Genomic DNA, 18,487 nt, shown 5'->3' on the forward strand with positions numbered 1-18,487 from the left:
CAATATTTTATTATTTTTTTCCTCGCCTTGGTTCTAAAGCCCAATCAGGCAGCTTTTGCTGAGATTTTTTCCTAAGATATTCTGGATTTTGCTTCATGCCTATTGCCAAAAGAACGTGCAAGTATCAGCAAGAGGCCTATTCGCTGCATTTGCATTAATGGTGTTTTAGGGCTGTTTCCGGGAAAACGGGCTTAAAACAGGAAAAGGATTAGGTGCTAGATGGATTGAATGCTAGTCCCTGCCCTGCACCACCGTTTTCTGCAGCACGCCTTTGTCGGTGGAGAAAACGGTGTATTGGTTCTTCACCTCATTGTACTGCACGCTCACGGGATAGGCAGTCGTGATGGCATCCTGGCCCAGGGGTTGGGTCTGCACATCAAAGAGGTAGGCTTTCTTAGGGCCCGTTTCCCGCACCACGTATAGTTTACGGTCTCCACCGAAGTGGAAATACTGCACTTCCTTGGGCGAAGATGTGACGAAGCGCCGGTCCAGCAGCAGTTTCCCGTCCTGTTCAAACAGGGCCAACCGGCCGGGGTCTGAACGGGCAATGATAAAGGACTTCCCGCCCGCCTCGGGTACCAGCTGAAAGGTGCTGCGCCGGTCCGGCCTGAGCAACTGCTGCCGGTTCACAATTTCCCCGGTCAGGTCAAAGGTGATGATCTCACCGGACTGGGTCACGGTAGTGAAGGAGGAGCGCCGGAAGGAAATGCCAATCTTGGGAAACAGCCCCGAGCGGATGCTGGCATTGAGGTTGATCGGGAAGCCCGGATAGGATTCGCCCTGGGTCCCGAACGCGTTGACGAGGCCGTTTTCCTGCACCATTAATAACACATTGCGGCCGTTTACTTTCACGTGCTGGGGCGGCGCGGCCAACCTGCCGTCTAACCGCATAGGTCCCCAGCCGGGCTGCAGGTTGCCTTGCATGTCCAGAATAAAGACGTTGCCCAGGTTGTCATCTACCGCCAGCTTGTAGTTGCCGTTCTTGTCATAGTCAAAAACGGTGAGCCGCTGGAGCCGCAGGGTATCACCTAAGGTGAAAGGGAAATTGTCTACGTCCTGGCCGTTTTTATCAATGCAGTAAATGCGGTTGGCCGTGGCGAAGAAATATTTCAGGCGCTTGTCTGCCCCGTACGGGAGTTGGTGCACCGGGCCCATCACCTTACTGAAAAGAGTATCGGTCCAGTTGCGTTTGGCTTGCTTGGCCGCGCCTACCCCATACAGCACCAGGGAAGAATCCTGCAGGACCACTTCGTCACTGTTGTCTACCGGATACTGGGTCAGGAAGGGCTGGGTAATGAGGCCCTTACCCAGGTCAAAGGTTTCCACCTGCCAGATGCCTTCGCGGGCAATGGCGGCCTTGATGGAAGACTCCACCTGGTGGCGCAACACAATACTGGTGTAATACTGTTTCTCAGCGGCGCTGAACTGCACGCTCAAAAAGTTGAATTTCTTGATAATGGCGCTGTTGCGCAGCAGGCTGGCCTGTTGTTGGGGGCTCATGGCGCGCAGGAGCAGGTTCCAGGCATTGGCGGTATTGATGAACAGCCCCACGTTATCTTCCTGCTGTGACTCGTTTAAGAGCGGCTGCAGGGCCTCAGATTTACTCCAGACCTTGCCGGCCTCCACGTCGGTGAGCAGCGCCCGCATGGTCTGCACGTCATCTGTGAACAGGATATAATCGCCCAGCGTGGTGTAATAGGTTTGCTCAAAGCCTTTGAACAGGTCGCCAAACAACTGCTGCGGAAGTTCCCGGGCGGTGAGCAGCCGGATGGTGTTTTTGCCATGCTTTTCTTCGGTGCCGGCCGTGCGGCCCGGTTGCAGGCGGTTGAGCAGCGACTGCGTGTAGGCGGGGTTAGAGGCCTGCGCGAACAGGATTTTCTCGGGGCTGGTCTTGGTGTCATAGGCCTCCAGGTAGCAAAGCCCCAGCTCCCCGTTAAAGGAATTGGACAGCGTGTCTACAAAGGAAGATTCGGCCGTAGCCGGCCGAAGCACGCCCATCTGGTTCAGGCCCATGTGCAATACCACCGCGGCTCGGGTGGGCAGGATCTCGCGTAGTTTAAACGGTTTGGCGGCGTGCCCCTGCAGGCGGCTGTACAAAGAACCTTCCACGGTCTCAGGGTTAGAGAAGCCGTTCAGGAACAGACGGTTGTTGTCCAGCTTGAGCTCCAGCATGCTGTTGCGGCACAGGCTGCTGAGCAGGTTCACGTCATCCTGCATGTCCTTCTTCAGGAAAATGCCCAGCAGGTCTGGCAGGTGCTGGAAATTGATGAACACGTTGGCGTAAACATCGTTCTGGCTCAGGTAATTGGTGCTCTTGTAGTCCTTGGCCGGCGACTCCAGCTGGCCCCGGTTTATCTTCCGGATGATCTCCTCCACCAGCACGGTGCTGGGGCTGATGACCAGGTTGTTGTGGAAGCTGAAATAGGAAAGGTTGTCTTTGTTGTTTTTGTCAATGATATCGGTGATCTGGTAACCTTGGTAGTCGCGGTTCTCTATGCGGTACTCGCCGGTCTTAACCATGTGCTCCACCAGCGTCCGGATGTAGCGGTGCTCAGCCACGGTATTGACGGGTACATAGTAGATCAGTTCCTGCTCGGTGCGGCCCAGCACGTGCAGAGACACCAGCACGTTCTTTTTAGTCAGGAATCGGCGCAGCTGCACCCGGCCGCTAGAGAGGCTGTCTAAGAGCGAAATCTGGTCATCCAGGCGCAGCACGTAGGGCATTTCTGAGATGGTGGCCCACAGGTCTGACTGCTGCAAATGGTCTATGAAGCGCGGCGCATTGTTAGTTTCCACCACAAAAACGGCGTTGTCGGGCACAAGGGTCCAGAGGCTTACCTTTTCACGGGCCTCGGTCCATTTAGAAAATGCGTAAAAGCCCAGCGCCAACAGCACCACTGCACCAAACAGCCAGTATAAAGTCTTTTTTGGCATCCTGAAAGCGTAGTCCCCAACAATAAACAGGGAGATTAGGAATCACAAAAATAACGGAAAAACAACCGCTTCAGCGTTATGCCCCTATAAATTGAAGAATGAGCCCCAAACAGCCGCTCCTGCCACTTTTCTTCTTACCTTTCGGGGGTAAAATGCGGGCGGAAGGCGTTTCTGGTTTGGCTTTGGTTTACAGAAAACAGGCCCTTTTCCCGCCCGGCTAAATCTTTTTATTTTATGCGCGTAGTGATTCAGCGGGTGTCTGAGGCCTCGGTCACCATTGAGGGAAAAGTGCACGGCCAGATCCAACAGGGCCTGGTGGTGTTGGCGGGCTTCACCGCGACAGATACCCCGGAAGACCTCACCTGGATGGCCAGGAAAATTGTGCAGCTGCGCATCTTCTCAGATGCCCAGGATAAAATGAACCTGAGCGTGCAGGACGTAACCGGCGGCATTCTGCTCATCAGTCAGTTTACGCTGTACGCGCTCACCAAGAAAGGGAATCGGCCGTCCTTCATTCAGGCCGCGCACCCAGAAATGGCCATTCCGCTGTACAGCCAGTTTCACCACCTTCTGGAACAGGACCTGGGCCGCACGGTGCACACCGGCATCTTCGGCGCCGACATGAAGGTGACCCTCATCAACGACGGCCCGGTCACCATTACCATAGACTCGCAGAACAGGGAATAATTGTTGATTGTTGATTGTTTTTCAGGTTCTGCTTTCAACCTGTTTTTAGAAAAACAGCCTCAAAACACATCAGCCGCCATCCCTTACACCAGCCCAACATCAACCACTCCCAACAATTGACAATTATCAATCAGCAATTAAAAAACATGACCTTAGAAGAAGCCCAGCAAAGCGTAGACACCTGGATCAAAGAAGTGGGCGTGCGTTATTTCTCTGAACTGACCAACCTGGCTATTCTTACCGAAGAGGTGGGCGAAGTGGCCCGCATCATCGCGCGCCGCTATGGCGACCAGTCGTTCAAGAAAAGCGATGAGGAAGTGGACCTGGGCGCGGAGATGGCTGATGTGCTGTTTGTGCTGATTGCCCTGGCGAATCAGACGGGTGTAAACCTTACAGAGGCCTTCGCCAAGGGCATGGAAAAACGCACCTCACGCGACAAAGACCGCCACCAGAACAACCCTAAGTTACGGTAAGCCCATAAAAGATGAACTCCTGTTTTGGGGCCGTTTTTGTAAAAACGGCCCCAAAACAGGAGTTCATCTTAGTTGAAAAATACGCTTACTGCGCCGGCACCAGGAAATCGCCCTGCAAAATGGGTACTACCTGATAGACGTCCTCGCGGAGGCAGAACTCAATGTCTGGCAGGATGTGGAGCCGCTCCAACCGCTGCACGTGCGAGGATTTTGACAGGAAGCCCAGCAAGTCTGACTTGGCGGTCTGGTACAGGTGATACGCCGCCAGCGTGGCGTCATGGTTCAGCTCAAAGTCCCCTTCCAGGCGTTCGGCCAGGGCACCGGCAAACAGGGTGTCTTCCAGGTTGAACAGACCTTTCCAGCCCGCGCACACCACTACCACGTCTTTGCCGGCCTTGCGCAGGTAATCGGCCACGGCGCCCACGTTCAGGAACGCGCCAATCAACACCTCGTCCGCGGGGCGGGAAAGCCGGATGGCCTGCGTGCCGTTGGTGGTGGTAATGGCCAGGTGCCGGCCCCGCACCCCTTCCTCCTGGTAATGGAACGGCGAGTTGCCCAGGTCAAACCCTTCGGCCTTCACCCCGTCCCGCTCAGCGGCCACCATGTAGCCCTGGTCTTTGTAGGCCATGCACTCTGTGAGTTCGCTTACGGGGGCAATGTGCACCACGCCATGCGACAGGGCCGTCACCATGCTGGAGGTGGCCCGCAGCACATCTACCGCCACGGCAATCTTTCCTTGCAATTTAAAAAGGGGCAACAGCTCTGGGCTGAAGCAAACATCTATAGAGGGCATTTTGAAAGTTAAGAGTTAAAAGTTGAGAGTTAAGAGTGGAAGGCGTTAGGAAAATGTCTTTAAAAAGTAAATTCTGTTTTGGGGCCGTTTTTGTAAAAACGGCCCCAAAACAGAATTCCAACTTTTAACTTATAACGCTCAACTCTTAACTACTATTTACAGGGTTGGCTTGTAGAAAGGCAGCTTTACTACCTGGGCTTTGAGTTGCTTGTTGCGCACTTTGATGAAGATCTCGGTGCCGGGGGTGGTGTACTCGGTTTGCAGGTAACCTAGGCCTACTCCCTTTCCTAAAGACGGGGACATGGTGCCGGAGGTAACCTCGCCAATGGGGTGGCCTTCGGCGTCCACGATCTCATAATGGCTGCGTGGAATACCCTGCTCCATCATCTCAAAACCGATAAGCTTGCGGCTAACGCCCTGCTCTTTCTGGGCTTTCAGGTTCTGGGCGTTGGTGAAGTCTTTGCTGAATTTGGTTACCCAACTCAGGCCGGCCTCCAGCGGCGACGTGCTGTCTGTGATGTCATTGCCGTACAGGCAGTAACCCATCTCCAGACGCAGCGTGTCACGGGCACCCAGGCCAATGGGCTTGATGCCTACCGGGGCACCGGCTTCCATGATCTTCTGGAACACTTCTTTGGCGTTCTCATTTGGCACATAGATCTCAAACCCGCCCGCGCCGGTGTAGCCGGTAGCCGAAATGATTACGTCTGGCACGCCGGCAAACACGCCTTTGTCAAAGGTGTAGTACACCATGTTGGCCAGATCTACCGGGGTAAGGGGTTGGAGGGCTTCCACGGCTTTGGGGCCCTGCACCGCAAACAGAGACATCTCATCTGAGATATTCTTCATCTGGGCGTTGTTGGTATTGAACTGGCTAATCCAGTTCCAGTCTTTTTCAATGTTAGAGGCGTTCACCACCAGCATGTACTCCTCGGGGGCCAGGCAATACACCAGCAGGTCATCCACAATGCCGCCTTCCTGGTTGGGTAAATACGAATACTGAATTTTGCCCGGGGTAAGCTTAGAAGCGTCATTGGAGGTCACGCGTTGGATCAGGTCCAGGGCGTTAGGGCCAGACACCAGGAACTCGCCCATGTGCGAGACATCAAAAATACCCACCGCTTTTCTAACGGCGTGGTGCTCTTCCAGGTCTGAGCTGTAGCGAACCGGCATGTTGTACCCGGCAAACGGGACCATCTTGGCGCCCAGCGCCTCATGCACATCGTTCAAGGCTATTTTCTTTAACTCCATATATCTTTGATTTAGCAGGTGCTGTAAAATAAAGGCAAAAGTAGGCAAATAGGCCGGGTTTAGAAACCCGTATTTGCAGGGAGGCAAACGAGGCCCAAGACATGGTACTATCCAGAAAACCTTCTAATATCCCTCTCCTTTAAGTACAAAATCAATACCTAAACCTAGGTAAATATATGAGCGTAATAATGCAACAGAATCCCCGCAAACGTGTTTAAACCAAGAATTTAGGCGTAAGCAGTAATACCTTCTTATTAATTAAATACCAAATTATGGTTTAAAAATTCAAAACCTGACCACTTTCTGGTTCGTATTTACGAGGGATAGCAAAATTCCCCCATCTTCTATCGTCTGCGCACTGCTCTCCTTTAGAAGAAAGGAACGGGCAGGAGGATTTGGCCTGGATATTTGCTTTGTACGCTTAACGCCGGAGGTATGAGTTTTAGGGATACAGTTTTAAATGAGGCAGAGCTAATCTTTGAGAAAAGGGGAATAGAAAACACATCTACAGAAACCTTATTGACTGCGCTGGGCATCTCCCGGGGAACGTTGCATGAAATAGCCCACACAAAAAAACACCTGGTGCAGTTATGCATCATTCAATCCATAAAAAACAGGCAGGAAATAGTAGATAAGATTGTGGCCAAGGCAGACCACCCCATGGAGGCGGTGTTGCATTTGCTGAAACTAAGCATTGAGGAAGTTCATTCCTTTAGTTCTGAGTTTGTGCAGGACCTGCGGGACTATTACCCCCGCTCCTGGGCCCGGCTGGAATTGTTCATGCGCACGATCTCCCAGAAATACCTGCAGCCTTTACTGGCCAAAAGCATTGAGTTGGGCTACCTGCAGCAAGACCTTCCGCCAGAGTTAGTGGTGCGGCTGTTTCTGAACCAATTACAGGGCCTGCTCAACCCGCAACTGTTTCCGGCGTACGCCTTTGATTACCAGCAATTGTTTAAAATAGTGTTTGTGTACCATTTAAGAGGCTGCGCCACTCCGTTGGGTCAGTCGCATATTGAAAAGTTCACGCATAAAGCCATGGCCGTTTAAGGTCTCTGAAAAATAATTAAATTTACCCAGCCGGCTTTCCTGAAAAGGGAGGGCTCGGCTTTTCTGTATATATACCCAGAGAGGAATTTCTCTCTTCTAGCGCGCTCTACATGAATCTTTCAACCAAGCTCTTTGCCGGCTTCGTTCTTATTTCCTTTCTATTTACGGCGGTGGCCATAGTCAATTACCGTTTGTCTGAAGACGTGATTGCCAACTCCAATTTCGTGACCGACTCCCAGAACATCACCCGTACCTCGGCCTCGCTGCAAAGGAGCCTCATTGATATGGAAACTGGCATGCGCGGTTACCTGCTCACCGGCAACAAGACGTTCCTGGAGCCCTATACCTCAGCGGCAGAGCTTATTCCTAACCAGTTCCAACTGCTCAAGGACTACATGAAGGACAACCCGGAGCAGCTAAAGCGGGTGAACGAGATTGAGGACATACACCAAAAGTGGCGAAATGATTTTGCAGAACTCCTGATCGCGGAAAAAGAGAATGAAACCGCCCAAGGCGATTCCACCGGCAAAATCACGGCCCTGGACCACGGCTTTCTGGTTGTCAACGAGGAGGGCAAGCGCCTCACAGACCAGATGCGGGTATATTTCAAATCATTCAACAGCATTGAGTTTCAGGTGCGGGAGGTCCGGAAAAAAAGGTTGGAGGAAAGTATTGAAGACACCCGACGTATCTCCACTACGCTCACTATTTTCTCAGTGCTCCTGGGCCTGGGCTGGGCCTACTATATTACCCGCCTTATCTCTCGCCGCATCATGAAAATGGTGAACCTGGCAGACAGGATTTCGCACGGCGAGTACAAAACCCAGATTGAGGACAACGAGAATGACGAGTTATCAAGGCTTTCGGCCTCTCTTAACCGCATGGCTGAGACCATTGACACCACCTTTACCCAGTTGGACAGCAAAAACAAGGAACTGGACCAGTTTGCCTACGTGGTGTCCCATGACCTGAAGGCGCCCCTGCGTGGCATTGAGAACGCCTCACGCTGGGTAGAGGAAGACATGGGCAAGGAACTGCCCGAGCACATACAGGAATACCTCATGATGATGCGCATACGGGTGCACCGCATGGAAAACCTGATCAACGGTATTCTGGCCCTGGCCCGCATTGGCCGCTCCAACCTGGAGGAAGAAACCGTAGACGTGCAGAATCTTCTTTATGAGGTAATAGACATGCTTAATCCGCCGTCTGGCTTTCAGGTACATTTACCGGGGCGCCTGCCCAAGGTGCGCGCCGCCAAGGTAGAGTTGCAACAAGTGTTCTCCAACCTGATCAGTAACGCCATCAAGTATCACCATGACCAGATCGGCAACATTACCGTAGGGTACCATGAACTGGCAGACCAGCATGAATTCTCGGTGACGGATGACGGCCCGGGCATAGATGAAGAGTACCATGACCGCATTTTTGTGCTGTTCCAGACCTTACAGGAAAGGGATGCCGTGGAGAGCACTGGGGTAGGCTTGGCCATTGTAAAAAAGATTGTAGAACGCCGCGGAGGCAGCATAAAAGTGGCCTCGCGGATGGGGAAAGGCTCGGTTTTCACGTTCACCTGGCCAAAAATGTAATTGACCCGAGTAGGTTTTTGGCCTATATTTGAAATTTACCAGTACCTAAAGAAAGAAAAATGAGTGATTCGCAAGCCAGTATTTTGTTAGTAGAAGACGACTATCTTGACGCCATGAGCGTGGAGAGAGAGTTAAGGAAAATCAAAGTGATGGTTCCGCTCCACAAGGCCAAAAACGGACGGGAGGCCTTGGGCATGCTCCGCGGAGAGCCCGGTGTCCCTAAACTCAACCCCCTGCCTACTATTATTCTACTGGACATCAACATGCCAAAAATGAACGGGATTGAGTTTCTGGAGGAAATCCGCCGAGACCCATTCCTGTCTCACCTGAACGTTTTCATCATGACCACCTCCAGTGAAGACTCTGACCGCCACGCGGCGCAGAACCTTAGAGTAAATGGCTACATTGTAAAGCCCCTTACCTTTGACACCTTCAACGACGGTGCCTCCAGCCTGGACTCTTTCAGCCTGTTTCTGGATCTGCTTAAATTGAAGCCCCAATAACCGCTCCCCGTCTTTTTATTTAAAGCGAAAATGCGTTTTGGGCCTGATTCTCACAAATCAGGCCCAAAACGCATTTTTCGTTTAGCTGTCGTTTAAATGTATTGCCGGAGGCAGCGGCCTTTACCGTTCCTCGCTTAGGGCCTCTTCCAGAGGTTCGGCTAAGAGCCGGAAAGTAAGCCGATGGTGCGCACAGGTACCATATTGGGCAATGGCGGCCCGGTGCGTTTTGGTGGGGTACCCGGCGTTCTGCTCCCAGCCGTACTGCGGGTATTCTATGGCCAGGCTGCGCATAAGGTCATCACGGTGCGTTTTGGCTAGAATAGAGGCAGCAGCAATACTGAAGAAACGGCTGTCGCCTTTCACCATGCAGGCGTGCGGCACTTCTTTGTAGGGCGTGAACCGGTTTCCGTCTACCAGCAGATACTCCGGGGCAATGGGCAACTGGTCCAGGGCCCGGTGCATGGCCAGGAAGGAGGCCTTCAAGATATTGATCTCGTCAATCTCCTGCGGGCTCACCTGGGCTACGGCCCAGTGAATGGCGTTTTTAATTACTTCCTCCCGCAGGAGATCCCGCTGCCTTGCGTTCAGGAGTTTGGAATCTGTGAGCAAAGGATGGAAATAATCAGATGGCAGCACTACCGCCGAGGCCACTACCGGCCCGGCCAGACAGCCCCGCCCGGCCTCATCAAGACCTACCTCCCAAGTTTTACCGCTGTAATTAGCTATGAGCATCTCAAAACTATTTTATCAATTTCTACGGCAAAACAACCGTTTAACACAAATAATTCTATTTAATATAGGCTTATATAAATATATCTCCCTAAATTAAGCAGCCTTATCATCAAAAAGAAATTTGCGGCTGCAAGGTAGTGCTTTGCCAGGCAGTTTGTCTTTTGTTTTACATGTATCCTTGACAATTCCATTATGAGCCAACACCATCAAACCACCCATGAGATTCTGGAGAGCCCCGAATTCAAGAAACTGGTCAAGCAGCGCTGGTCCTTCTCCTTGATCCTCACCTTCTGCATGCTGTTTGTGTACTTCGGGTTTCTGCTGCTAGTGGCCTTTAACAAAGACCTGCTGGCCACCAAAATTGGAGACGTTACCACGCTGGCCATTCCGGTGGGCCTGGGCATTATTCTGTTTGCCTGGGTGCTCACGGGCATCTATGTTTTCTGGGCCAACAATAAGTATGATAACTCTGTGGAGGAATTCAAGAGTAAAATCCTGTAGCCCTCCTTACGTAACTCCAACCTTTCTCTCCTTACCTCACTAACAAATGCTTCTTTCAAACATTCTGCTGCTGGTCGCCCCTTCTGCCTCCACGCTGGGCACGGCCAACCCCGTTTCCATTGCCATGTTTTTCCTGTTTGTGGCCGTGACGCTTTACATCACGTACTGGGCCGCCAAGAAAACCAAGACCGGTTCTGAGTTCTACGCCGCGGGCCGAAACATCTCCGGTTTCCAGAACGGGCTGGCCCTTGCCGGCGACTACATGAGCGCCGCCTCCTTTCTGGGCATTGCCGGCATGGTGGCCACCAAAGGCTATGACGGCCTCATCTACTCCATTGGCTTTCTGGTAGGCTGGCCGCTCATCATGTTCCTGATTGCCGAGCCGTTGCGCAACCTGGGCAAGTACACCTTCGCCGATGTAGTGGCCTACCGCCTGCGCCAGCGCCCTATCAGGATTGCCTCCAGCGTTGGTTCCCTGCTTACCATCGCCTTTTACCTCATTGCCCAGATGGTGGGGGCCGGTGGCCTGATCAAAACCCTTTTTGGGCTGGAGTACGAGTATGCCGTGGTAGTGGTAGGCATTGTGATGACCATGTATGTGCTTTTTGGTGGCATGATTGCCACTACCTGGGTACAGATTATCAAAGCGGTTTTGCTTTTAAGCGGCGCCACGGTGCTGGTGTTGCTTTCCTTAGCCAAATTCGGGTTTAGCCCCGCCAACCTGCTACAGACCGTGAGCACCCAGTACGGCCAGGAAATGCTGTCGCCGGGCGGTTACATCACCAACCCGTTTGATGCCCTGTCTCTGGGCCTGGCGCTCATGCTAGGTACGGCGGGCCTGCCCCACATTCTCATGCGGTTTTACACCGTGCCTAACGCCAAGGCCGCCCGCAAGTCGGTGTTCGTGGCCACGGGGTTCATTGGATACTTCTACCTGCTTACTTTTTTGATCGGGTTTTCGGCCATGGCCCTGGTGGGCAAACCCGCTATTGAGGGCATTGACAAAGGCGGCAACATGGCGGCCCTATTACTAGCCGAGCAAACCGGAGGCACCGCGTTCCTGGGCTTTATTGCCGCCGTGGCATTCGCCACCATTCTGGCGGTAGTGGCGGGTCTTACCCTCTCGGGTGCCTCCAGCATTTCGCATGACCTGTACGTGCACGTGTTCAAGCATGGCGTGTCAGATGAGAAAGGCGAGATGAAAGTAGCCAAACGCGCCACCGTGGCCCTGGGCATTCTCTCCATTTTGCTGGGGTTGGTGTTCAAGGGGCAGAACGTGGCGTTTATGGTGGGCCTGGCATTCTCCATTGCGGCCAGCGCCAACTTCCCGGCTTTGCTTATGTCCATTATCTGGAAGCGTTTCACCACCAAAGGGGCGGTCTGGAGTATTGCCACCGGCGCCCTGCTTTCCCTGGTGCTCATTGTGCTCAGCCCTACCATCATGGTAGACATTATGGGTTACGAGGAAGCTATTTTCCCGCTCAAGAACCCGGCCCTGGTGTCCATGACCGGCGCGTTTCTGATGGGGATTGTGGTGTCTTTGCTACAGCCGGAACCAACCGCCGCCGCCAAGTTTGAGTCTGAGAAACTAAGGACCTACCTGGGCGTGGGCGCCGAATAAGAATTTCCTTGGAAGAACCCTGGGGCGTTTTGGGCCTACTTTCTGAAAAGTAGGCCCAAAACGCCCCAGGTAGTTTATACCAAAAGGGGGCTTATCTCTATGAAATTGATAAATTTCAAGGCATTTGGCTGCCATCTTTGGCTCCTTCAGTTTAAATTTTAATATTAAAGACTCAAACCGATCTAACAAACAACATGGATTACCGCATAAATTCTTTTGAAGAGTACCAGGAAACCTACCAACGGAGCGTGGAACAGCCCGAGGAATTCTGGGCTGACATTGCAGATACCTTTGTCTGGCGCAAGAAGTGGGACAAGGTGCTGGACTGGAACTTTGTAGAGCCCAAGGTGAAATGGTTTGTGAACGGCAAGCTCAACATCACCGAAAACTGCCTGGACCGCCACCTGGAAAAACGCGGCAACAAGCTGGCCCTTATCTGGGAGCCCAATGACCCCAAAGAGCGTTTTGTGCGGTTCACCTACCGCGAGCTGCACGAGAAGGTCTGCCAAATGGCCAACGTGCTCAAGCGCAACGGCGTGAAGAAAGGCGACCGCGTGGTGATTTACCTGCCCATGATTCCGGAGCTGGCGTTCAGTATGCTGGCCTGTGCCCGCATTGGCGCGGTGCACTCCGTGATCTTTGCCGGCTTCTCCCATACCGCCATGGCCGACCGCATCAATGATGCCCAGGCCAAGGTGGTCATTACCTCAGACGGCCTCAACCGGGGCTCCAAGCAGATACCCGTAAAAAGGGTGGTTGACGAAGCCGTAGCCGATTGCCCCAGCGTGGAGAAAATGATAGTGGTGGAGCGCGTGAGCTGGGCGGTACAAATGAAAGAAGGCCGTGACGTATGGTACCATGAAGAGTTGGAGCAGGTAGACAAAAACTGTCCCGCCGAGGAAATGGACGCCGAAGACCTGCTTTTCATTCTCTACACCTCCGGGTCAACCGGCAAGCCCAAAGGCGTGGTGCATACCTGCGGCGGTTATATGGTCTACACAGACTATACCTTCAGAAACGTGTTCCAGTACCAGGAGAGCGACATTTACTGGTGCACCGCAGACCTGGGCTGGGTGACCGGCCACTCCTACCTGCTGTATGGCCCGCTGCTGAGCGGCGCCACCACGCTGATGTTTGAAGGCGTGCCCACCTTCCCGGACCCGGGACGGTTCTGGCAGGTGATTGACAAATTTGGCGTAAATATCTTCTATACCGCCCCTACCGCCATCCGGTCGTTAATGGCCTCTGGCCTGGACCACGTGCTCTCCTACAGCCTTGACTCATTGCGCGTGCTGGGCTCAGTGGGTGAACCAATTAATGAGGAAGCCTGGTACTGGTATTACATTCACGTGGGCAAAGAGCGCTGTCCGGTGGTAGACACTTGGTGGCAGACAGAGACGGGTGGCATCATGCTCAGCTCCTTGGCCAACGTCACGCCTACCAAACCGGGTCACGCGGCTTATGCCCTGCCGGGTGTGCAGCCCATTCTGGTAGACCAGGCCGGCGAAGAGATAACCGAAAACGACCAGGAGGGCTACCTCTGCGTGAAATTCCCGTGGCCGGGCATGATCAGGACCACCTACGGTGACCACGAGCGTTGCCGCCAGAGCTATTTCAGCAGTTACAAGAACCTGTATTTCACCGGCGATGGCGCCAAGCGCGACAAAGACGGGCTGTGGCGCATTATTGGGCGGGTAGATGACGTGATCAACGTGTCAGGCCACCGCTTCGGCACCGCCGAGATTGAGAACGCCATCAACCAGAACAAGCACATAGTAGAAAGCGCTGTGGTAGGCTACCCGCATGACGTGAAAGGCCAGGGCATTTACGCCTTCGTGGTATGCGGTGATGAGATTCCGCAGAGCCCAGAGAACCTACGGGCCGAGGTGATTGAGACCGTGGTAGACCAGATTGGCAAGATAGCCAGGCCAGATAAGATCCAGATTGTGAGCGGGCTTCCCAAGACCAGGTCCGGTAAGATCATGCGCCGCATCTTGCGCAAGATAGCCGAAGGAGAAACCTCTAACCTGGGTGACACCAGCACCTTGCTGGACCCACCTATTGTAGATGAGATTATCAAAGGGGCCTTATAGGCCCCTTTTTTTGTGGTTACCCTAGGGCTCATTTGGAGAAAGGAAACTATTAAGTGCCTGTTTCTTTCCACCTTTTGCCCGGGAATTACGTTTCAGAGTTTTGGATGTCTGGGCTTTTGTAAAAGGCAATACGCTTTTAGTAAGAACCCAAAGTACCCGAGCAGCGGTTTTTGCCGCTTTTGAAACCGAATTTTTTATTCCTATTTCCAGTAACATGAAAATTAACATTCGCCACGACCAAGAAGACCAGCAGTTTACCGCCTGCCATGAAGAAGCTGAAATTGGCGAACTGGCCTATGCCCTCCCAGAGGCGCAGATCATTGATTTCCAGCATACCTTTATAGAGGAAGAACACCGCGGCAAAGGCTACGCCGGCCAATTGATCAAGCACGGGATAGAGTATGCCATTCAGCAAAAACTGGAGATACGGGCCTCCTGCCCCGCCGTAGCCAAATACCTGGAGAAAAACCCGCTGTAATTACTAACAAAGATTGTAAGGGCTATCACAAAACAAACCGGTGCAAAAGAGACTACCTTTCTTTTGCACCGGCTTGTTTTAAATCAACACCTGGGAGTACAACTTTACCATGGGTATTCACACCTAAGGGCGCTTTCCTTGTTCTTCCTTGCAACTTCGGCATAGCCTTTACCGGCTAGTTTCAGGCCGTTTTAAAAAAAACGGGCCATAAACAGAAAAAGAGCCTGAACATGGGTTAAGACTCTTTTCTCTACAAACAAACCTAATAAAATCTTGTTATCTAGGAATGATCAATTGCTGGCCTGGGTGAATCAGGTTAGGGTCTTTGATCTGGTCCAGGTTGGCCTGGTGAATTTTGTGCCACTGGTCGGCATCACCGTACAGGTTTTTGGCAATCTTAGAAAGAGAATCTCCGCTCTTTACGGTATATGTTTCCTGGCCTGCTTTAGGAGCAGTTCCTGCTGCTGGCTGTCCGGCGTTCTGCTTGAAGAAATCGGTTCCTCCAGGCTGGGCGGCTGGCTTCTGGGCCGGCTTTTCCTCGCCTTTTTTTAGAAAATCAAAAAGTCCCATAGTTGTATTTTAAGGTTAAAGGTCAGTTACGCAAATAAGTATCTGGCTGGCAGACACGTTTGTACTTACGGGGGCTTACTAGATAAGTTTATTTCTTTTCTTAGAACTGTCCCTGAAAAGGAACGTATGAAAAACGGGTTTGCCGAAAGCTTACCATATATAAACTGAAACCATAAACCTAAAACTATGAAAATGAGAACCGCATCTTCTGCCGGCCGTCTGTTTACTCTTTTGTGCCTGGTATGGCTGAGCGCCTTTACCTTTAGCTGTAACAAAAAGAACGAAGGCGGGGGTAACGCCACCATGATTGCTGGTACCTCCAGCAAAGTCTGGAAAGCCACCAAAGAGACCACCGCCTCCGGCGATAAAGACAAAATAAGTGGTGACGAGAAGCAGGAGCAGATCCAGTTCTTCGCCAACGGCAATTTCACCCAGACCTCGGCCAGCAACTCGGCTAACGGAACCTGGGCCTATGATGCCGCCAACAAGACCTTGAGCCTTACCTACGCTGGCAACTCCACCAGCGAGAACTTCACGGTAACCGAACTGGATGAGGATGACATGAAGCTTCAGGCCCCGGACGGTTCTACTCTTACCATGAAAGCCGAATAATTTTACCTTTCCTTTCTCTGACAGCAGGCCCGCTTAAGCAATTTAAGTGGGCCTGTTTTTTAATGACCAGAAGGTGGCAGCTTTTAAGAACACTGAAGTCTATGGGCGCCGTTTTAGTGCCATTTTCCTAAAAACAGGCCTAAAACAACTACGCCCCTTGCGCCGGATTTTCTTTATTGCGTACCTTCTTGTCTTTACCCCTTCACGTAACCAATCCTTTACCCTTTGAAACTCCGGTGGCAGCTTTTTGAATTGGAAGACCAACCCTGGTTCCCGCACGTGGTGCGCCAGGGCATGATGGATGTGCTGCGGTTCATGATCATGTGGCTGGGCATCTATAAACCCATTGTGCCCCTGCTCCGTGATGCGCTGGCGCAAACCGGGCAGACGCACCTTGTAGACCTCTGCTCCGGGGCCGGCGGCGGCATCCAGCAGATCTGGCAGCAACTGGAAACCCAAACCGGGCAACGCACCACCATTACCCTCACTGACAAATTCCCTAACCTGGAAGCCTACCAATACCTAGCCAGCCAGAGTGGCGGTGCCCTGCAGTTTGAAACAGAGCCCGTAGATGCCACCGCGGTGCCGGCCCGGTTAACCGGCTTCCGGACTGTTTTCTCGGCGTTTCACCACTTTCCGCCGGCGGCAGCCCAGGCTATCCTGGCAGATGCCGTACGGCAGAACCAGGGAATTGGGGTGTTTGAAGGCGCAGGCAAACGCTGGCATGAATTGCTTCTGGTGTGGTTGGTATTCCCGTGGCTCATTTTGCTCATTACGCCGTTCATCAGGCCCTTCAGATGGAGCAGGCTGATCTTTACGTATGTGGTACCGTTTATTCCGGTGGGCACGGTTTGGGACGGCACCGTTTCCTTGCTGCGCATGTACACGCCCGGGCACCTGCAAACCATGGTCAATGCCCTTAACGCCCCGCACTATACCTGGCACATTGGCCGGGCCCGGCACTGGAGTGGCACCGGGGTCTTGTATTTGATTGGATATCCTTCTAAACTGCAGCCATGAAATCTTCCTGGCCAGATGCCTGGCGCCTCCTGCGCATTCCTTTTTCCTTGTTCTTGATGCCCATTTTCTGGTTCGCGCTGAGTGCGGCCCCGGAAGAGGTGACCTTTTGGCGCGCGGCCGCCGTTTTCCTGATCCTGCATGTGTTGGTTTACCCTGCCAGCAACGGCTATAATTCCTATTATGACCGCGACGAAGGCAGCATTGGAGGCCTGAAGCACCCGCCCCAGGTCACCGAAAGCCTGTATTGGCTGGTACTGGCTTTTGATGTACTGGCCGTGGTATTATCTGCCTTTCTTTCTCTGCCGTTTGCCTTATTGGTGCTGGTGTATCTGCTGGTTTCCAAGGCCTATAGCTATAAGGGAATCCGTCTGAAGCAGTACCCGCTGGGGAGTACCCTGGTGGTAGTGATTTTCCAGGGGGCGTTCACTTTTCTCATGGTGCAGGTAGGGATTGGCGTTTCAGAAAACACTTTGTGGCATACCACCAATCTGCTGCTGGCGCTGGTCAGTTCGCTTTTCCTGTGCGGCTCCTACCCCCTCACCCAGGTGTACCAGCACCAGGAAGATGCCCGTCGCGGCGACCGCACCCTTAGCTTGCTTTTGGGCATAAATGGCACGTTTCTGTTTGCCGCCTTAAGTCTCCTGCTGGCCACCGGTCTTCTGCTGTATACCTATTGGCTCAGGCAAGAACAGATTAACAGCCTCTTCTTCCTGCTCTGCACCTTTCCGGTGCTGGCGGTTTTCACATGGTGGGTCTGGCAGGTGCGGCAAAGCCCAACGGCGGCCAGTTTTGAGAACACCATGCGCATGAACAAGGTCTCCTCGTTGAGCATGAGCCTGGCGTTTGGTCTTATGCTGGCCTGGCATTTCTGGGCAGGCTAAGCCCGCCAACTATGCCCCGCCAGACACGTACCTAGTTTTAGGTTCTTTCCCTGAAAACATGCTTAAAACGCTTACTTGTCTTTTATCCCTTTTGGTTTTGTTAGTTGGTTGCCAATCTTCTACGGAGGAGACTACCTCTAAAACCGTGTCTAAAGACGGCCAGACCAAAACCACCACCCGCACTACCGGCAAAACTCCAGGCAAGAAAAATAAGAACATACAACACATTGTCCAGCGCACCCATCATTTTTCTTCTCCAGACCAGCCAGATTATTTCAGGTTAGCGCTGCACGGTGACGCCGTTACCAGCGGCCAAGTAGAATTCACCATCACTACCCAGGGCGGCCAGAAAATCTACGAGGAGCATTTCCCGGCTGCCGACTTAGAAGCCAGCATGGTCTATGAAATGAAAACACCCACCGCCAGCCCCTCAGAGCGCGAAGCCTATATCCTGAAACGGATGGAAGAGTTTTTCCAGCCCTCCAATTTCATTTCCCCGGCCATCTCCGAAGGCGCTTCCCTTCCCACTGATACCAATCAAGTTGCAACCTGGAAAAGAATACAAGCCAACCCCGCTTCTATTGGATTCAAGTATTTGCTTGGAAAGGAAGACGGTCGTTTACTGGCCTATGACCCCGCAGAGAAAAAGGCGGTGCGCTACGGCAGTTTTGGTGGTTAGCTTGGTTAGCAGCTAGTTGT

The 18,487-nt window shown here is 52.7% G+C and carries 18 protein-coding genes; 13 read left to right on the plus strand and 5 right to left on the minus strand.

All coding sequences use genetic code 11. The annotated features are described in order from the left end of the window. Positions 1-231: 231 nt before the first annotated feature. A complete protein-coding gene (locus TH63_RS12710; protein WP_048921263.1) occupies positions 232-2,934 on the minus strand; it encodes a hypothetical protein in 2,703 nt (900 codons plus the stop codon). Positions 2,935-3,168: 234 nt separating this feature from the next. Between TH63_RS12710 and dtd the strand changes: the two genes are divergently transcribed. Both dtd and TH63_RS12720 read left to right on the plus strand, forming a co-directional pair. After that, a complete protein-coding gene (gene dtd / locus TH63_RS12715; RefSeq protein WP_048921264.1) occupies positions 3,169-3,621 on the plus strand; it encodes a D-aminoacyl-tRNA deacylase in 453 nt (150 codons plus the stop codon). A 146-nt stretch (positions 3,622-3,767) separates the two neighbouring features. Further along, the gene (locus tag TH63_RS12720) at positions 3,768-4,094 is read left to right on the plus strand and encodes a nucleotide pyrophosphohydrolase (RefSeq protein WP_048922821.1); all 327 of its coding nucleotides are present in this window, start codon (positions 3,768-3,770) and stop codon (positions 4,092-4,094) included. 85 nt (positions 4,095-4,179) lie between these two features. On the opposite strand, the gene TH63_RS12725 is transcribed toward TH63_RS12720, so the two are convergent. Beyond that, a complete protein-coding gene (locus TH63_RS12725; RefSeq protein ID WP_048921265.1) occupies positions 4,180-4,887 on the minus strand; it encodes a 2-phosphosulfolactate phosphatase in 708 nt (235 codons plus the stop codon). Between the two features lie 156 nt (positions 4,888-5,043). Continuing rightward, positions 5,044-6,138, minus strand: a complete 1,095-nt coding sequence (gene gcvT, locus TH63_RS12730; protein WP_048921266.1) for a glycine cleavage system aminomethyltransferase GcvT — start codon at positions 6,136-6,138, stop codon at positions 5,044-5,046. Positions 6,139-6,573: 435 nt separating this feature from the next. Between gcvT and TH63_RS12735 the strand changes: the two genes are divergently transcribed. The 3 genes from TH63_RS12735 (at position 6,574) to TH63_RS12745 (ending at position 9,280) form a co-directional block, all read left to right on the plus strand. Then, entirely contained in the window at positions 6,574-7,188 is a 615-nt protein-coding gene (locus tag TH63_RS12735) for a TetR/AcrR family transcriptional regulator (protein ID WP_048921267.1), read from the plus strand. 110 nt (positions 7,189-7,298) lie between these two features. Beyond that, entirely contained in the window at positions 7,299-8,777 is a 1,479-nt protein-coding gene (locus tag TH63_RS12740) for a sensor histidine kinase (protein WP_048921268.1), read from the plus strand. Between the two features lie 59 nt (positions 8,778-8,836). Further along, a complete protein-coding gene (locus TH63_RS12745) occupies positions 8,837-9,280 on the plus strand; it encodes a response regulator (RefSeq protein ID WP_048921269.1) in 444 nt (147 codons plus the stop codon). A gap of 120 nt (positions 9,281-9,400) precedes the next feature. Here TH63_RS12745 and TH63_RS12750 read toward each other — a convergent pair whose 3' ends face one another. Further along, a complete protein-coding gene (locus tag TH63_RS12750) occupies positions 9,401-10,012 on the minus strand; it encodes a ribonuclease HII (protein ID WP_048921270.1) in 612 nt (203 codons plus the stop codon). Between the two features lie 192 nt (positions 10,013-10,204). Between TH63_RS12750 and TH63_RS12755 the strand changes: the two genes are divergently transcribed. The 4 genes from TH63_RS12755 to TH63_RS12770 all read left to right on the plus strand — a co-directional run bounded on the left by TH63_RS12755 (position 10,205) and on the right by TH63_RS12770 (position 14,705). After that, positions 10,205-10,513 carry a DUF485 domain-containing protein gene (locus TH63_RS12755; protein WP_048921271.1) on the plus strand — a complete coding sequence of 103 codons (309 nt, stop codon included), beginning with the start codon at positions 10,205-10,207 and terminating at the stop codon, positions 10,511-10,513. A 46-nt stretch (positions 10,514-10,559) separates the two neighbouring features. Next, positions 10,560-12,134: a sodium:solute symporter family transporter gene (locus TH63_RS12760; protein ID WP_048921272.1), complete on the plus strand. Its 1,575-nt coding sequence runs from the start codon at positions 10,560-10,562 to the stop codon at positions 12,132-12,134. A 194-nt stretch (positions 12,135-12,328) separates the two neighbouring features. Next, positions 12,329-14,227, plus strand: a complete 1,899-nt coding sequence (gene acs / locus TH63_RS12765) for an acetate--CoA ligase (RefSeq protein WP_048921273.1) — start codon at positions 12,329-12,331, stop codon at positions 14,225-14,227. 100 nt (positions 14,228-14,327) lie between these two features. Next, complete coding sequence (locus TH63_RS12770) at positions 14,328-14,705, plus strand: GNAT family N-acetyltransferase (protein ID WP_082161682.1); 378 nt, start codon at positions 14,328-14,330, stop codon at positions 14,703-14,705. A 276-nt stretch (positions 14,706-14,981) separates the two neighbouring features. Here TH63_RS12770 and TH63_RS12775 read toward each other — a convergent pair whose 3' ends face one another. Continuing rightward, positions 14,982-15,275, minus strand: a complete 294-nt coding sequence (locus TH63_RS12775; RefSeq protein ID WP_048921274.1) for a LysM peptidoglycan-binding domain-containing protein — start codon at positions 15,273-15,275, stop codon at positions 14,982-14,984. A 186-nt stretch (positions 15,276-15,461) separates the two neighbouring features. On the opposite strand from TH63_RS12775, the gene TH63_RS12780 reads away from it, so the two are divergent. From TH63_RS12780 to TH63_RS12800, 4 genes are all read left to right on the plus strand, one after another. Further along, positions 15,462-15,887, plus strand: a complete 426-nt coding sequence (locus TH63_RS12780; RefSeq protein ID WP_048921275.1) for a lipocalin family protein — start codon at positions 15,462-15,464, stop codon at positions 15,885-15,887. A gap of 225 nt (positions 15,888-16,112) precedes the next feature. After that, a complete protein-coding gene (locus TH63_RS12790; protein WP_048921277.1) occupies positions 16,113-16,907 on the plus strand; it encodes a hypothetical protein in 795 nt (264 codons plus the stop codon). Further along, complete coding sequence (locus TH63_RS12795) at positions 16,904-17,788, plus strand: UbiA family prenyltransferase (protein WP_048921278.1); 885 nt, start codon at positions 16,904-16,906, stop codon at positions 17,786-17,788. The genes TH63_RS12790 and TH63_RS12795 overlap by 4 nt, the downstream gene beginning before the upstream one ends. A 91-nt stretch (positions 17,789-17,879) precedes the next feature. Beyond that, positions 17,880-18,467, plus strand: a complete 588-nt coding sequence (locus tag TH63_RS12800; protein WP_197088554.1) for a hypothetical protein — start codon at positions 17,880-17,882, stop codon at positions 18,465-18,467. The last annotated feature ends 20 nt before the right edge of the window (positions 18,468-18,487 follow it).

Source organism: Rufibacter radiotolerans, from assembly GCF_001078055.1.
GTDB classification, from domain to species: Bacteria; Bacteroidota; Bacteroidia; order Cytophagales; family Hymenobacteraceae; genus Nibribacter; species Nibribacter radiotolerans.